General features: G+C 50.5%; 14 protein-coding genes and 1 tRNA gene. 7 read left to right on the forward strand and 8 right to left on the reverse strand.

The window, feature by feature from the left end; genetic code table 11:
• Positions 1-5 precede the first annotated feature (5 nt).
• Genes tssG through tssB form a run of 5 tightly spaced genes read right to left on the reverse strand, consistent with a single transcriptional unit; the run spans position 6 to position 5,265 of the window.
• Positions 6-1,040 carry a type VI secretion system baseplate subunit TssG gene (gene tssG, locus RDN66_RS11375; RefSeq protein WP_202217680.1) on the reverse strand — a complete coding sequence of 345 codons (1,035 nt, stop codon included), beginning with the start codon at positions 1,038-1,040 and terminating at the stop codon, positions 6-8.
• Positions 1,007-2,833 carry a type VI secretion system baseplate subunit TssF gene (gene tssF / locus RDN66_RS11380; RefSeq protein ID WP_202217679.1) on the reverse strand — a complete coding sequence of 609 codons (1,827 nt, stop codon included), beginning with the start codon at positions 2,831-2,833 and terminating at the stop codon, positions 1,007-1,009. Before tssF ends, tssG begins: the two co-directional genes overlap by 34 nt.
• Complete coding sequence (tssE, locus tag RDN66_RS11385; protein ID WP_202217678.1) at positions 2,833-3,264, reverse strand: type VI secretion system baseplate subunit TssE; 432 nt, start codon at positions 3,262-3,264, stop codon at positions 2,833-2,835. Before tssE ends, tssF begins: the two co-directional genes overlap by 1 nt.
• A 5-nt stretch (positions 3,265-3,269) precedes the next feature.
• On the reverse strand, positions 3,270-4,748 hold the full coding sequence (tssC, locus tag RDN66_RS11390; protein ID WP_202217677.1) for a type VI secretion system contractile sheath large subunit: 1,479 nt from the start codon (positions 4,746-4,748) through the stop codon (positions 3,270-3,272).
• A 19-nt stretch (positions 4,749-4,767) separates the two neighbouring features.
• Positions 4,768-5,265, reverse strand: a complete 498-nt coding sequence (tssB, locus tag RDN66_RS11395) for a type VI secretion system contractile sheath small subunit (RefSeq protein WP_202217676.1) — start codon at positions 5,263-5,265, stop codon at positions 4,768-4,770.
• A gap of 617 nt (positions 5,266-5,882) precedes the next feature.
• Between tssB and RDN66_RS11400 the strand changes: the two genes are divergently transcribed.
• The 6 genes from RDN66_RS11400 (at position 5,883) to RDN66_RS11425 (ending at position 12,219) form a co-directional block, all read left to right on the forward strand.
• Complete coding sequence (locus RDN66_RS11400; protein WP_016149965.1) at positions 5,883-6,401, forward strand: Hcp family type VI secretion system effector; 519 nt, start codon at positions 5,883-5,885, stop codon at positions 6,399-6,401.
• Between the two features lie 220 nt (positions 6,402-6,621).
• Entirely contained in the window at positions 6,622-8,580 is a 1,959-nt protein-coding gene (tssI, locus tag RDN66_RS11405) for a type VI secretion system tip protein TssI/VgrG (RefSeq protein WP_308537858.1), read from the forward strand.
• Complete coding sequence (locus tag RDN66_RS11410; RefSeq protein WP_248538596.1) at positions 8,580-9,386, forward strand: DUF4123 domain-containing protein; 807 nt, start codon at positions 8,580-8,582, stop codon at positions 9,384-9,386. The genes tssI and RDN66_RS11410 overlap by 1 nt, the downstream gene beginning before the upstream one ends.
• A 13-nt stretch (positions 9,387-9,399) precedes the next feature.
• Entirely contained in the window at positions 9,400-11,013 is a 1,614-nt protein-coding gene (locus tag RDN66_RS11415; protein WP_308537859.1) for a hypothetical protein, read from the forward strand.
• Between the two features lie 52 nt (positions 11,014-11,065).
• The gene (locus RDN66_RS11420) at positions 11,066-11,914 is read left to right on the forward strand and encodes a hypothetical protein (protein ID WP_202217669.1); all 849 of its coding nucleotides are present in this window, start codon (positions 11,066-11,068) and stop codon (positions 11,912-11,914) included.
• A gap of 20 nt (positions 11,915-11,934) precedes the next feature.
• The gene (locus tag RDN66_RS11425; protein ID WP_202217668.1) at positions 11,935-12,219 is read left to right on the forward strand and encodes a type VI secretion system PAAR protein; all 285 of its coding nucleotides are present in this window, start codon (positions 11,935-11,937) and stop codon (positions 12,217-12,219) included.
• 271 nt (positions 12,220-12,490) lie between these two features.
• Here RDN66_RS11425 and RDN66_RS11430 read toward each other — a convergent pair whose 3' ends face one another.
• Positions 12,491-13,432 carry a Gfo/Idh/MocA family protein gene (locus tag RDN66_RS11430; protein WP_202217667.1) on the reverse strand — a complete coding sequence of 314 codons (942 nt, stop codon included), beginning with the start codon at positions 13,430-13,432 and terminating at the stop codon, positions 12,491-12,493.
• A 79-nt stretch (positions 13,433-13,511) separates the two neighbouring features.
• Complete coding sequence (gene ldtA / locus RDN66_RS11435; protein WP_115073906.1) at positions 13,512-14,444, reverse strand: L,D-transpeptidase; 933 nt, start codon at positions 14,442-14,444, stop codon at positions 13,512-13,514.
• Between the two features lie 187 nt (positions 14,445-14,631).
• On the opposite strand from ldtA, the gene RDN66_RS11440 reads away from it, so the two are divergent.
• On the forward strand, positions 14,632-16,080 hold the full coding sequence (locus tag RDN66_RS11440) for an AMP nucleosidase (RefSeq protein WP_035894848.1): 1,449 nt from the start codon (positions 14,632-14,634) through the stop codon (positions 16,078-16,080).
• A 91-nt stretch (positions 16,081-16,171) separates the two neighbouring features.
• Here RDN66_RS11440 and RDN66_RS11445 read toward each other — a convergent pair.
• Positions 16,172-16,247: transfer RNA gene (locus RDN66_RS11445), tRNA-Asn, on the reverse strand.
• Positions 16,248-16,257 lie beyond the last annotated feature (10 nt).

Genomic DNA, 16,257 nt, shown 5'->3' on the forward strand with positions numbered 1-16,257 from the left:
TAAAATTAGTCCCTGATGTGGAGAGTGATGGATGGCGGCGTTTGCGGCTCACCAATAAAAGCAGTGCGACCAATGCAGGCACGGCGGCGGTCGCCCAGCTTCATGCCCTGCGCCTGCGCCGGAGCCAGATCCAGACGTAAATCCCAGGCGAACTGGTCACGCAGCAAAAAGGCGATAAACAGGGTCAGCGCCTCATGGTGTTCTCCGCCAGGCAAAAACGACAGATAGCGGGACATGGACAGGCTGCCGATCCGCAGCAGGAATTTGCCGCTACGATCCGGTACGTGGGCACCGAGCGTAAAATTGACGCCTACAACCGAGCGACCGGGAACATATCCGGCGGTTTTATTTTTCGGGTTACGCTCGCCCAGCCGGTTTTGTTCGCCGGGATCAATTGCCACCCGGCGCAGCTGCCAGCTTTCAAGGGTCACATCCGGTAAATCAAAGCAGTGTGAAACCAGATCGCAGACCACTTCCGGTGCCCGCCCCGGCGCGGCCAACACCCCTACATAAGCCAGCATCTTGCTGTGGTTGATGGCGAGCTTGTCACGCAGACTCTGACTACCCAGTCCGACCAGCGCATACATGCGCTGCGAAAAGCTATCCGTCCCGCCATTGCGAAAGCAGATGTGATAGCGGTATTTTCTCCAGGCGTGATACACAAACTGCGTCCAGCGGTGGCTGAACAGATCGAGAAATTCTTTTAGCCCTTCTTCATTCTGCGCCGACTCCCGCGCCATCCGATCCAGGTAGTAACCGGGTAACGGCGACTGGCTACCGGAAAAGCCGAGAAATTTTGTGGTCAGCGTAAACTGTCCGTTGTCATCACGCGTGAGTGAGGTCAGATCGCTGCCCGGAAACGCAATGCTGGCATCGGATTTAAACAGCACCACCTCCTGTTCCGGTTCCGCACGCAGCGAAGGTTCACAGCCAGGCTTTCCGTAACGACGGTACAGCGACTCCAGCAGGACATAAAAACTGGTATCACGGACGTCTGCAGGAAAATCTACATCAGGGCGTGCTGGCCGTTGTTCTGCCATTCCCAGGCCTCCTGACTTTCCGTGTTGATAATTTTCAGACAATGAAATGAATTGATGCTGGCATAGAGCGCAAAGAAATGGGTCAGCACATTACCAAGCTGGTAGATTTCTCCTTCGCAAACAAACGGCATCGGATTGATCCACAACGTGGTGGACAGACCTCGCACCGGTACACCTTTAAACAGCCGATCCACCGGTTTTGTTTCCATCCTCTCGATGGCGTCCAGCTTCTGCTGCGACAAGCGGGCCTGCTGCGGATGCTGAATACCCGGCAGGTCGAAAGTACGCAGGATTTGCACCAGCGCCTCCCGATCCAGTAGCGAGAGATAGTTCAGGTTCATACAGGAAATTAGCGACCACTGCATATCGCCGTCGGTTACCGGATAAAGTGGACGCGTCGGGCGGGTAACGTTGCTGAAGCTAGCGACCGCTGGGTTTTTGCCCACCGCCACGCAAATGTCGCCAATGTGCAACTGCGTGGGTAGCATCCGATTGGTGCAGACCAGCGAAACGCTGAGTGCCTCGCCGCTCAGGTGTGCGGGATCGGGCAGTTTGCCATCGGCATGCACAAACGCAATGCTGTGCTCAAGCCCGCGATGAAACAGCGAGGTTTTTGTCCGGTGATGCCAGTAGACCACCTCACGCTGGCGGCTGTACTCCATCTGGTGGTTGAAACTTTCGAACTCCGGCCAGAGACGCGACGCGCTGGCAACTCCGGAAGCCTCATCGAAAGCGGATATCTTGCTGGATACCGACTTCACGCGGAAAATATCGTATGCATTGGCATTCTGGTGGCTGGCCCGCAGCGGATACTGCGGAGCGCTACCGTCCGGCGCGATGGGTTCGGCCTGATGGACAAACAGATTCACCACCGGTGTGCAGAACAGGTGTAGCGATGAGGCACGGAGCTTGATATCCACCGGCAACGGCTGGTTAAAGTGCAGGCGTAGTGTAAATGCGCCACCGTGAAAATTATCCGGTAACGGCACAGCATCACGCAGATGAAAAAAGAAAAAGCTTTCCGGGTAGCAGAAGTACTCCTGAAGCACGCGATAGCCGTTGTGAACGTTTTTTGGCCACGGCAGCAACGCATCCTCGCGTTCAAACCCGGCGGCTTTCAGCCACAGATCCGGCAGAGGAACATGCTGTTCTCCGATAATCAGTTCAGCGTCCATCAGACGTTCACTGAACCACAGGTATAGCTGATAGCGGGTGTAGTCATCTTCATTACCCAGCCAGAAATTGATTTTATTTAAATTCAGCGCTCGGGAAGACACACCGTTTTCGGCAAAAAAGTCAATATCAATGATGCCTTCCTCGAGGCTACTGGCATTACACACATCCCGAATCTGTAAAGGCTGTAACCAGATATCGCGCGCCAGCGTAAAATGGCAGGAAGACGGTGGCGTCCGGTCATCGTCTCCCAGCACCTTCCGGCCTGATGAGGTGACGCGAACGCCTGAACTGACTAGTTCATCACGCAAAACCTGCACCGGTGCTTTGATATTACCTTCAGGCAGATACTCAATCACCGACATAGAAGGCACCGGGCGCAGATAGTTAGGCCATAACATGCGGATTATCCCATGAGTGAACTCCGGGAACGCGTCCTCCAGCTTCTGCCGCACGCCGCCAGCCAGAAAAGCCGACGCTTCCATCAGGCGCTCAACGTCAGGGTCACCTTCTTTCTCAGCCAGAAAGCGGGACAGATAGGGTTTATCCCGCGCCAGCAGCTTGCCCAGTTGCCGCAGGTAGTCCAACTCTTCACGGTAATAGCGTTCTTCAAAGGCCATCAGAGGTACTCCACCCGGTAGCGCTGGCGGTTATCCAGCAGAATGTCAAACTCCAGAACGTCCCTGGCGTCATGAAAACTGACCTGCCCCGCAATATGAAAACGCAGCGTCAGCGGTACATAGTCGTCCGGTGACGCCGCTGTCACCGTCACCCGAGTGATGCGGGGCTCATAGCGACGGATGCAGTCGTGGATACCTCTGGCAATCTCTTCCCTGAAATTACCTGAGGCTAAAATATCGTCATTTAAATCAGTAATGCCTAGAGCTGGAGAACCAGCGCAACTGCCGGTGCGGGTATTGAGAATGTTGTGCAGGTTTTCGCTGATGGAGTGCAGCAGACTGACGCCTGGCCGGCGATAAAACCGGGAAGTCGCCGCCTCGCCAATGCGGTCAAACAGGCTGCCCCCTTTCTCAATATCCCGCTTCATCATGATGTTTAATCCCGGTCCAGACGCCCGACCAGCGAAAGGTCAAAACTGGCGCCCATATATTTGAAGTGCGGACGCACCGATAACGACACCTGGTACCAACCCGGCTCGCCTTGCACATCCAGCACCTCAATTTTTGCCTGGCGCAGCGGTTTACGACTGCGAACATCTGCGGGTGGGTTTTCCTGGTCAGCCACATACTGCCGTATCCAGGCATTCAGTTCGCGCTCCAGATCGCCACGCTCTTTCCAGGAGCCGATCTGCTCACGTTGCAGCACCTTGATGTAGTGCGCCAGACGGCTGATAACAAAGAGGTAAGGTAACTGCGTTCCCAGCTTGTAGTTGGTCTCGGCTTCCTTACCTTCCGGCGTATTCGGGAAGGTTTTTGGCTTCTGTACCGAATTGGCCGAAAAGAACGCGGCGTTATCCGAACCTTTACGCATGGTCAGGGTAATAAAGCCCTCTTCCGCCAGTTCGAACTCGCGGCGGTCGGTGATTAACACTTCGGTCGGGATCTTGGCCTGAACCTGTCCCATAGCTTCATACAGATGAACGGGCAGATCTTTCACCGAGCCACCGTTCTGCGGGCCAATAATATTCGGGCACCAGCGGTACTTCGCGAAGCTGTCCGCCATGTTTGCCGCCAGCAGAAAGGCGGTGTTGCCCCACAAATAGTCGTCATGATGATGGCTGACATTCTCGCGATAGTTGAAGCTTTTCACCGGGTTATCTCCCGGCGCATAAGGCTGGCGCAGCAGGAAACGCGGAGAGGTCAGCCCCAGATAGCGGGAATCCTCTGACTCACGCAGGGCGCGCCACTTGGTGTAAGCAGGGCCTTCAAAGATAGCACCAATGTCTTTAATGCCCGGCAGCTCAGTCCAGGACTCCAGCCCCAGGAACTCCGGCGCTACTGATGAAATAAACGGCGCGTGGGCCATCGCGCTCACCGCACTGATGTATTTCAGTAACTTCAGGTCTGCCGCATTGTTATTAAACGCGTAGTTACCAATCACCGCTGCAACAGGCTCGCCACCAAACTGGCCGTAACCACTGGAGTAAACGTGTTTATACAAGCCACTTTGGGTGATTTCCGGGGCGAACTCGAAATTATCCAGCAGTTCTTCTTTGGTGGCATGCAGCAGATAAATTTTGATGTTTTCGCGTGGGTCAGTGCGTTCAACTAGCAGTTTGAGAGAGCGCAACAGCGCTTCCAGCTCCTGAATGGCCGGGTCGTGGAGGATCAGATCCATCTGCCGGCCAGTGCGATCGTCAATATCAGCGATCATAGCGTTCACCGCCAGGATATCGACGGACTCGGCTTCATTCTGCAACAGGGCGGAGATAAACGCCGTCACGCCCTGGCGGGCAATGTCATAGCTTTCGGACTCTGGCTGAAAGCGGCTCTGCGCCATGATGTTATCCAGCAGGGATGACGAAGCTGCTGGAGAGGTGGAGCCAGGAGCTTCCTGCAATGCAATATCTGACATAGTGAAATCCTTGTACACGTTATTTGCCGCTGGCAAGACCCAGTTCCTGAATCAACTGCTCACGGGTTTCCTCGTTATCCAGCAGCGCCTGTAGCTGGGCCCGGAACGCAGGGATATTGCCCATCGGCCCTTTCAGGGCGACCAGGGCCTCGCGCAGCTCCAGCATTTTTTTCAACTCCGGTACCTGAGCTGCGATGTTATCCGGCGAGAGATCGGCCATAGATTTCACCTTCAGGCTGATATCCATACGGGCACCCGACACGCCGTTAAGTACCGATGGCACAGAAACGTTACGTTCAATGCCAGACTTCGCCAGCACGGCGTTAAAGGTATTTTTATCAATAGCCACCGGCTGGCGTTCATCCAAAGGAGTATCGTCCGGTTTACCTTTTAAATCCCCGGTAACCAGCAAGCTGAGCGGTAATTCCACTTCAGCTGTCTGGCCATCCGTCCGTGGAATGTAACGGACGTTAATTCTTTCCTTTGGAGCTATACTTCCGTCATTATGATTAATCATAGATATATTCCGTAGATAATGATAAATATTCTCCCTGATTATACAGGGTCGAATCATCCATAAAAAATATACGACAAAGGGAATAAAAATCGCTATGACAAAAACATCATCATAGGATTACAACGATCTCGATTTGTAATTTTAAAACCATTTCCCAAGCACTAGTCAAGGAATATGTATCCGTACGAAAGATAACACACAATTTCGTGTTTTATTTTTTATGTTGGTATATCCTAGTTTGACAGCAAGAATAGACACTAAATTAACGCGTTGTTTTGTAAGGATATTTTGTTTCCACGTCCATTTTTAATAATTACGAAAAATGAAACAGATAAATGCATTTAAAAAACAAATAAGTAGGCCCATTAAATCAAACAACTAACATAAAACAGGGTTAATTAATATTAATTCTTGAGGTTCTTATTATTTCAAGAATCTATTACCAGGCATGATAATCTGTAGATTAAATTTTACTGAAATCTATACAAACAGCAGAGTGGCCAGTTCAGAGACAAACGCAAAAAATTTTGGAAAAATGTTTTTGCGTTTGTCGGAAAATATTTACCGCGCTAATGGAAATTAGCGTAAACATAAAATAGTGCAAAGGAGTTAAGAAAATGCCAACACCGTGTTACATCTCAATTAAGGGACAAACTCAGGGATTGATCACCGATCGCGCCTTTACCGCTGAATCCGTCGGTAATATCTACGTTCAGGGCCATGAAGACGAAATGCTGGTGCAGGAATTCAGCCATAACGTCACCGTTCCGACCGATCCGCAGTCCGGTCAGCCGTCAGGCCAGCGTTCGCACAAACCGTTTATATTTACCGTGGCTCTGAACAAAGCAGTTCCGCTGCTGTACAACGCACTGGCCTCCGGTGAAATGCTGCCGACCACCGAACTGCACTGGTACCGCACCTCTGTGGAAGGTAAACAGGAGCACTTCTTCACCACCCGTCTGACCGATTCCACCATCGTGGATATCGACTGCCATATGCCGCACTGCCAGGATGAAGGGAAACGTGAGTTCACTCAACTGGTCAAAGTCTCCCTGGCTTACCGCAAAATTGAGTGGGAGCACGTCTCAGCAGGCACCTCAGGCGCGGACGACTGGCGCGCGCCGCTGGAAGCATAAGTAAAAACTGACAGCATTCTGCCGAAAGGCAGGGTGCTGTTTTTAAAGGTCAGGTCATAAAAAGCAGTATCAGTACAGAGTTACGTTTTGCATACGGGAGATGGTGGATGCCGGAAACTTCGGCGGTAGCATGTCTGAAAACGCACGTTGCACCGTGCCATTACTGTAAGAATGTCTGACTGTGGCTCTGTTTTCTGCCAACAACTCCGGGAATAAGGTTATGTCACAACAGGGTCTGCGTTTTACACTCGACGTGGACGGGTTACTGGCGATGAGCACCGCCGTGGTGAGCTTCACCCTCCATCAAAACCTCTCCACCCCCTTTACACTCACAGTCGATATCGCCAGCGGTCTCCCCGACCTCACAGCTAAAAATTTTCTCGAGAAAAACGCCACCCTCACTGTCTGGCAGGGGAATGTTGTCCAGCGCTGCCTCTGCGCTATCATCACCGGCGTGGCGCTTGGCGAGAACAACGACTGGCAGATGAATTACCATCTGACCCTTTCGCCACCGCTCTGGCGGGCCGGACTGCGCCAAAACTTCCGCATCTTTCAGCAGCAGGATATCCTGGCCATCACGTCCACATTGCTGGACGAAAACGGCGTCTCCGACTGGACTCCGTCCTTTTATGAAGCCCATCCTGCACGCGAATTCTGCGTACAGTATGGCGAAAGTGACCTATCCTTTCTCTCCCGCCTGTGGGCCGAAGAAGGCATTTTCTATTTTGACTGGTGCTCGCCGACCGGAACGGAGCAGACGCTGATGCTCTGCGACGATGTGGCGGGAGTCTCCACGCTGGGCTCCCTGCCCTTTAATCCTAACACCCGCAGCGAGGTCTCCACGGAATGCGTCAGTGAGTTCCTCTATCGGGCACAGATTCGCCCCTCCTCCGTCGAAAACCAGGATTACACCTTTAAAACCCCCGGCTGGCCCGGCTACTTCAGCCACCACGCCACACACCTCAACGGTCAGCGCACCCAGTACGAAATCTTCGATTATCCGGGGCGCTTCAAGGACGAGCAGCACGGGCAGGACTTTGCCCGCTATCTGGCTGACGGCTTCCGCCACGATGCAGAAACCGCTGCCGGGGTCAGTAACTCAGCGAAGCTGTGGCCCGGCAGACGTTTCACCCTTACTGGTCACCCTTCTCTCACGCTGAACCGCGAATGGCAGGTCACCGCCTGTGTGCTGAAAGGGGAACAGCCTCAGGCACAGCACGGCAGACAGGGTCAGGGAACCACGCTGAGCAACAATTTTGACGTCATTCCGGCTGACCGGACATGGCGCTCCTCTCCTCTGCCAAAACCCTCCGTGGACGGCCCGCAGAGCGCCATCGTCACCGGGCCGGCTGGCGAGGAAATCTTCTGCGATAAACATGGCCGTGTCCGGGTACGTTTTCACTGGGACCGCTACTGCCCGGGCAACGAAGACAGCTCCTGCTGGATACGGGTGTCACAGGCCTGGGCCGGTGCCGGATTTGGCAACCTCGCCATTCCCCGCGTGGGCCAGGAAGTGATAGTGGATTTCCTCAACGGCGACCCCGACCAGCCCATTATTATGGGACGCACCTACCACCAGGATAACCGCTCGCCGGGCAGCCTGCCGGGAACAAAAACGCAGATGACCATCCGCTCGAAAACCTATATGGGAAGCGGATTTAACGAACTGCGGTTTGAGGATGCGACTGATAATGAGGAGATTTTTCTTCACGCACAGAAAAATATGCAGGTAAAAGTACTCAATAGCAAGGATGTACGGGTCAATTATGACCGGACAACCAGTATCGGCCATGATGAATCGCTGGTCGTAGCGAATGATAGGAAAGTTACGGTTGAAGGAAAGCAGGACCATAAAACCACGAAAGACCATCTCAGCCTGACGGAAGGCAACCAAGGGTTAGAAGTAAAAGGCGACCTGGCACAGAAAATAAGCGGTGCGCTAGGTATTAGTGTACAGGGCGATGTTGTATTGCAGAGCGACAGTAAAATCAGCCTGCGTGTAGGTAGTACATTCGTAGTCATTCATTCAGGAGGGGTGGATATAAAAGGAGCGAAAATTAACCTCAATGGCGGAGGCAGCCCAGGAGATGTGATTTTGCCGATGCGCCCAGTGATCTTGAAAGCAGCAGCCGGAAGTGGCTCAATGTTTGTGGCGCACTGTCCGAAGGAGGACCAGTAATGGAGAAAAAGTATGCCATTATTGATGGCGCCGTTGAAGAAGGATTGCTGGATTTTTTAAGGGAGACGAATCCACCTCATTGCTGCCTGTATGCGGAGCCAATACAGCCAGATTTAGTGGCGTTAGCACCTTACCTGACAGAAGTGACGCAGGAGGTGGAGGCTTGGTTAAGTGCCAAAGATACTCCGTGGGGAATATCTCTGACCACGCCCTCCTCCATGAATGTGCTACGGCAACATTTACGAAGATATCTCCAGGTATTGATACCAGGGGAAACGAAGCCAGTATTGTTTCGCTTTTATGATCCCCGAAATGTCTGGGATTTTCTTTCTGTTTTATCTGAATGGGAAAAATATCTGTTTCTTGGCCCCATAGAAACAATATCTACTAATTTGGATGGTAAACAAAAAATAGAAGTTTTTATGGCTATCAAGAATAAGTTCCCAGCAGGTGCTGGCATCAGGCATAAAATGATAAAAATATCTCCTGCTCAAATGAATACCCTAACATCAATATTTGAGCAACGCTATATTGTGAAACTTATAGAATGCCTCAAATCGTGGGGGGTACATCCAAAACAGATTAATAATGAAGTAATATCAGATATATTACAATGGCTAAGACTCCAGAAGATCACAGATGACAGAAGTATTCGTGGATTGTTTTATTTATTCTGCCGACGTGGCTGTCTGGAGGTGGGTTTGATACCCACAGATTTCAGGGAAATCCTCTGCGACATCAATGAAGATGGGGTATTTAAAGCCGAAACCCTGTTAATCAGGGAACTAGGTAATGTTCCATTGTAAATAGAGGCGAATTATGACAAGTACAACCGCAGGTTCATCTATCTGCAATTGTAAACACCCGGATACATGTATTCATTCATTTAAATTAACAATCGAAAAAAGGACATATGAATACAAACAGAATGATTTTTACTCTCATATAGAAATAATTAACAAGACCGATAAGTCCACTCCGCTTGCTTTATCCTTGACAGGAAAAACCTGTGTTTCTCATAATCCTGCCTGCCCCAATGGCATTATATATAACATAGACAACAAGGAAACGTTAAAAAAATTCACAAGTGGAACTGTAAACTATGAAGTAAATTACAATGAGAAAGTAACAAACACTCTATCAGATATAAATACAATCATATTTATAAGTAAATATATACTCTATCAAAACAGTTCGTTAAATTGGTTACCAAAGAGTCAATATATATTACGCGTGGGTCAATGCTATGGCGACCAACTTGTTGAAAGAGACATTAATTTTTCAGATGGATTCAGGCAAATATTCAATATTGCCCCGCATGACAGAATATGGAGCCATATCAATGTATATCCAAATTATGACTGGAAGATAGATGTCAAAATTGGTCTTACTGATAAGACTAAAGAATACAGCGATGGTGAATTAAAAGATCAACAGCGTAAAGAGAACAGAAAGGCAGGACAGCAAAATCGAGGAACCAGAGGCTGGACCAAACGACCTAAATATTCAATTAGTGATGCCCTTGATATTGATGGAACCCTGTCATATAAATTAGGCACATCTCCACGACATGATTTGAGCCAAAAATTAAAAGTTGACTTTAAAAGAAAAGCTAAAGAATTGAAACTGTTACAGGATGCCACCAGAACCCTTGATATGGTTGGTAAAGCATTATCAACAAATGAAGGCGCTGGCACTAAATATAAAATATTGAATACTGATATATTATACCCAAAATTATCAGTCGGGGGGAGTGGAGAACTGGTTGAAGATAATAATACACAATCAGTTTATATTAAGGGAAAAGTCTCTGCAGGATTTTCCCCTCTAATAGGACTCAGGATAACATTTGATTTATTACAGGCCTTTGCTGCATGGTATGGCGCTGCAAGTGTCACTGATATAATCAGACAACAACTTGCCGCGCGTGAAAGTTCCGTCAAGAGTGGTGATAATGGAGCATATCTGGGATTGAAATTTGATCTGATAGCTTCCGGAACAATTAATTTGTCCCTAATATTTGAATCAGATGATAAGAAAAATTGGAACTGGCGGGTGGAAGGAAGTAATGAGGTTAAGCTGGCATTATCTCTGGAAGCCAACGCCCGGTCCGGGGTCAAAATTTATGTTTTTGAAGGGGCTTTTGAAGTTTATGCAAAGGCAATTGCTGAAGGGGTCATTGTCTTTGATTCAACTGCACAAAATAATATAGAGATGATATTTTATCATAATGGAATTCGGGCAGAGGTTGGGGCCAGCATTTCAGTAGGTATTGCCAAAGATGGCGATAAAACAAGAAACGGAGAAAGCGGTCGAGTATCAACAAAAACTACTGGTGTAACGACAAAGCACACCGAAGGACAAAAAAAGGAATGGATTATTCATGGTAAACTTGAGAAAAAAAAATCACCTTATCGATTTCATTTATTATAGCATTACTTTTTTACTTATATTATTCAACATTTCTTCACCCAAGGCAGAAACAATGGATGGTATAAAATATTTAGTGTCATTTAAAACAAAACGTAGCGCATGCATGGTCAGGGTTAATGGATTTCCTGTTTTTGATAATTTCACGTACTCAAGCGGCACAATAGCAGCAGGTGACAACATTACGTCATTTATCGAAAATGGAAAAAACAGGATTGAAGTACTCATGGGATCAGTGGATTCTCAAGACCGGGATACCCTTTTCTCTGATTCCGAATGTGAATTTACGATTACCAGAGACACTATTAATTCCAGCGAAAACGTAACAACAGTCAAACTTTCTGTCGATGATGAAAAAAATATTATCGCAACATCATCCTCTAGCTATGATGGTTCCAGACATGAGGGGAGAATTATTGAGGAGCAACTTCCCGAAGATAGCTGGTTGTATTTGCATCGATTTTATCGTGATATTGAATTTAGCGGTATAAAGACATGGTCATGGGTAGATGCAGACAGAGTCGTATCAGAAAAGGATTTACCTGCCATTCAGGATATATACAGGGAAATCTGGCAGGCCATGAAGGACAAAGATGTGAATACATTGAAGAAAATGGCAGCTATTTCAAACGAGGAAATGGGAAATGCGGAAGGTATATCTCCTGATATCGTTTTTGAATCATATGACCTCCCTAGAAATGTTCTTGATATGAATTTAACACCGATAGATTTAGAGTGGAAAAAATATAAACTTACTACCTATTGTAATGGCCGGGTATTCAGATTATCTAGTGGCATTTATGAGAATTCACCATTGAGACTTAAAAATAAAAATAATGAAATCGTGTATTCTTACACGCCATATTTTTCAATTATCAATGACAAAGTCGTTATCGTAAGATAATAAATTATCCGGAGAATACTATGTCGCTGGCCGCTAAACTATCAGACAAAGGTACTCAGCATGATGGTTATTACGAGACCGTAATTACCGCAGGCTCCTCTACCGTCTTTATTGACGGGTTACCCGCCGCCCGTATGGGGGACCCGTTAACTCCGCATTCAAAACCCAAACACCCTCCTCATCCGCGAAAAATCGCCAGTGGCTCATCCACTGTATTTATTGATGGGCTCCCTGCCGCCAGAACCGGTGATGCGGTTGACTGTGGCGGCGTGGTTCTCGGTAGCGGCACCGTCAGTATCGGCTGATATCCGTTTTCAGCACCGCTCAGTGAATTTAATCCGGTGAGAGTTTGTTACCCCTTAGATACAGAGCAAAAATCTCCCATTCTCGCCTCACAGTTATCAGCTTCGTCAGGTGCATTCTGTCGTAGCAGGCCCTCACGACTACGTTACGCCAGAGGTTTCACGGAAGAATGGCAGAAAAAATCAGCCCTTTTTACCCTGATAAATTTGGTTTTTCTTTTATAAATGCACTTCCACTAAAGCAGCCCGGCAGCCCACCGCCGGGCCAGCTGCACTATAGCGCAGCGCGGATCATATCCAGCACCTGCATATTGCGGACGGTCTCATCGAGCGGGATTAACCGCGACGGCTCGTTGAGGATCGCACTGGAGAAGTGGCGGATTTCTGCCTGATAGCGATCTGATTCGCTGACCGGCAGTTCACGCACGCCTTCATTGGTATGCAAATACAGCGTTCCCGCGTCATCCAGGAACGGCTTATCAACCACCAGCATCCCTTTCGTCCCAATGATTTCCGCGTAGTTACGACCAAAGGCGTTAAAGCCGCAGTGGATATTGGCGATCAAACCATCGTCATATTGCAGCAGCGCAGACAGGTTAGTGTCCACGCCCTGCTCCGTTTCGCTCACCGCTTTGCAGCTCACCGGCAGGCGACCCGTCACCATACCGATAAAGTTCACCGGATAGCAGCCGACGTCATACAGCGCGCCGCCGCCGAGCGCAGGCTGCATTTTGATGGTGCCAGGTCGGTCGAGCAGGAAGCGGAACGAAACGTTAATATGGCGAAGCTCGCCCAGTTCACCGCTCTCGAGCACCTGCTTAATAACCCGCACCCGGTCGGTGTACTGATACATAAAGGCTTCCATCAGCAGACGGTTTTGCTGCTTTGCCACCTGCTGCATTTCGCGCGCTTCATCAGCGGTCAGGCCAATCGGTTTTTCGCACAGCACGTGCTTACCCGCTTCCAGCGCCCGGATAACCCACTCTTTGTGGAGCGAGTTCGGCAGAGGAATATAGACCGCCTGAATCGCATCGTCGGCCAGCAGTGCGGCATAGTCACCGTAGCTTTTTTGCCATTCACCGACCGGTAGTTCATCCTGATGGCGGGAAGCCACCCCGTAGACGCGAGCGTTATCGGCACGCGCAATAGCAGGAATAATGGAATTCTTCGCGATTCGGGCATAACCAAGAACGCCCCAGTTCACAACATCACTCATTCAATGCTCCTTCCGCCAACCCTGGTTAAAAAGTCAAAAACCCGCAATCGCGGGCTTCTGGCTCTGAATATAAGCAGACTTATAACGCGTTATGCGAGGCGCTGATGTTCACAGGCATACCGGAGCGTCTATCCAACGCCCCTCTTGCCCGGCTGCCATCTACGCCTTCACCCTGAGTAAAACTACGCAGTGCAGGCGTAATTGGCAACGGAACTTTGTTATCAGATTCATATTCTGCGCGGTTGCGCGACAATGGTTCATGAACTTCCACCCAGCGACTGCCGTCAGGCTCGGTAGTGTACTTCACCGCTTGGTCGATAATTTGCACCCGCGTCCCCACCGGCACGTTGTCAAACAGGTATTTAATATCGTCGTTGCGCAGACGGATACAGCCCTGGCTGACGCGAAGCCCAATACCGAAGTTCGCATTGGTGCCATGAATCGCATAAAGTCGACCGATATAAATGGCGTAGAGCCCCATCGGGTTATCTGGCCCTGCGGGAACAAAAGCCGGCAGGCTTTCACCGCGCTTGGCATATTCACGACGGGTGTTTGCCGTTGGTGTCCAGGTAGGCGCTTCCTGCTTACGCTCAACGGCAGTGACCCAGTTGCGCGGTGTTTCTCGTCCGGCCTGGCCAATACCAATCGGCAGCACCTCGACGGTATTCCCTTCAGGCGGATAATAGTACAGCCGCATTTCAGCGACGTTCACCACAATCCCCCGACGTACCGTGTCTGGCAAAATCAATTGCTGCGGAATCACCAGCGTGGAACCCGATTTTGGCAGGAAGACATCCACATTCGGATTCGCCTCCAGCATATTGCTCAGCCCCTGTCCGTACTGCGCGGCAAAGGCCTCCAGCGGCAGGTGATTATCTTGCGGCACCGTGATGTTCAGCGTGCTGCCCACAAGACGGCTCCCTTCCGGTGGAAGCGGATAGGTCACAGCCAGCGCGCTCTGGCTACTAAAGGCCAGCGCTAACGCACACAAGAGTTTTACACGAGGTTTCATTTCCCTTTCCTCAATTCACGGCAGATGTGGGTTGATTATAGCTTTTTTGCCCCACTGCGTTGCGTTTAACCGTATCAGAAATCCCCCGGTTAAAGGTTAATCAGTTGTTACGTTGAAACTGGCATACGCTTTTGTTTCATCATCGGCTGGCATACTATCGGGGAAAGCCGCACACAAGGAGCGAACGATGAGTAATACGGGCGTGAGTCTGACCCCAGAACAGGCGCTGGAGAAACTCCAGGCGCTGTACGATCAATCGGTAAGTGCATTACGTGACGCTATTCGTCTTTTTATTGACGACCGCTCGCTACCCAGTGCTGAAGCACGCGCGAATGGATTATTTGTCTACCCGCAGCTTTCTGTTTCCTGGAGCGGCAACGCGCATAAGGCGCAAAAAACGCGCGCCTTTGGTCGTTTTACCCACTCCGGCTGCTACACCACGACCATCACGCACCCGACGCTTTTTCGCAGCTACCTGCTCGAACAGCTAAGTCTATTGCATGAAGACTACGACGCGCATATTGAGGTTGGCCTGTCACAGCATGAGATTCCTTATCCCTACGTGATTGACGGCCTCAACCTCGACCGTTCGATGAGCGCCGATCTCACGCGTGTCTTCCCAACCACCGAGCTATCGCAGATTGGCGACGAAACGGCGGATGGCCTGACCCACGCCACCGATTTTTATCCTCTGTCGCACTTTGACGCTCGCCGCGTAGACTTCTCGCTGGCGCGCCTGCGTCACTATACCGGCACGCCGGTCGAGCACTTCCAGCCGTTTGTCCTGTTCACCAACTACACCCGCTACGTCGATGAGTTTGTGCGCTGGGGCTGCAGCCAGATCCTCGACCCGGACAGCCCGTATGTTTCACTCTCCTGCGCCGGAGGAATCTGGATAACCGCCGACACCGAAGCGCCGGAAGAGGCCATTTCCGACCTCGCGTGGAAAAAGCATCAGATGCCGGCCTGGCACCTGATCACCAAAGACGGTCAAGGGATCACCTTGATCAACATCGGCGTGGGTCCGTCTAACGCTAAAAACATCTGCGACCATCTGGCGGTGCTGCGTCCAGACGTCTGGCTGATGATCGGCCACTGCGGCGGCCTGCGCGAAAGCCAGTCGATTGGCGACTATGTGCTGGCACACGCGTATCTGCGCGACGACCACGTATTGAACGCCGTGCTGCCGCCTGATATTCCGATCCCGAGCATTGCCGAGGTACAGCGCGCGCTTTATGACGCGACCAAGCAGGTTAGCGGTATGCCGGGCGAAGAGGTTAAACAGCGGCTGCGTACCGGGACGGTGGTCACCACCGACGATCGTAACTGGGAGCTGCGCTATTCCGCATCGGCGTTACGCTTCAACCTGAGCCGCGCCGTGGCGATTGATATGGAGAGTGCGACCATTGCCGCGCAGGGATACCGCTTCCGCGTACCGTACGGCACGCTGCTGTGCGTCTCCGACAAACCGCTGCACGGAGAGATTAAGCTGCCCGGTCAGGCAAACCGTTTCTATGAAGGGGCGATTTCAGAGCACCTACAGATTGGCATTCGGGCCATCGACCTGCTGCGCGCCGAGGGCGACCGCCTGCATTCACGCAAACTGCGCACCTTCAACGAACCGCCATTCCGTTAAGCCAACCCCAGCCGGACGCTCGTCCGGCTTTTTTTACCAGACGCAGAAAAGCAAGAAGCCTGCTTAGTTTCCTAAGCAGGCTTCTTAAATATGGCTCCTCTGACTGGACTCGAACCAGTGACATACGGATTAACAGTCCGCCGTTCTACCGACTGAACTACAGAGGAATCGTGTGAA

The sequence above is a fragment of the uncultured Kluyvera sp. genome (genome assembly GCF_902485085.1).
GTDB lineage: Bacteria > Pseudomonadota > Gammaproteobacteria > Enterobacterales > Enterobacteriaceae > Kluyvera > Kluyvera ascorbata.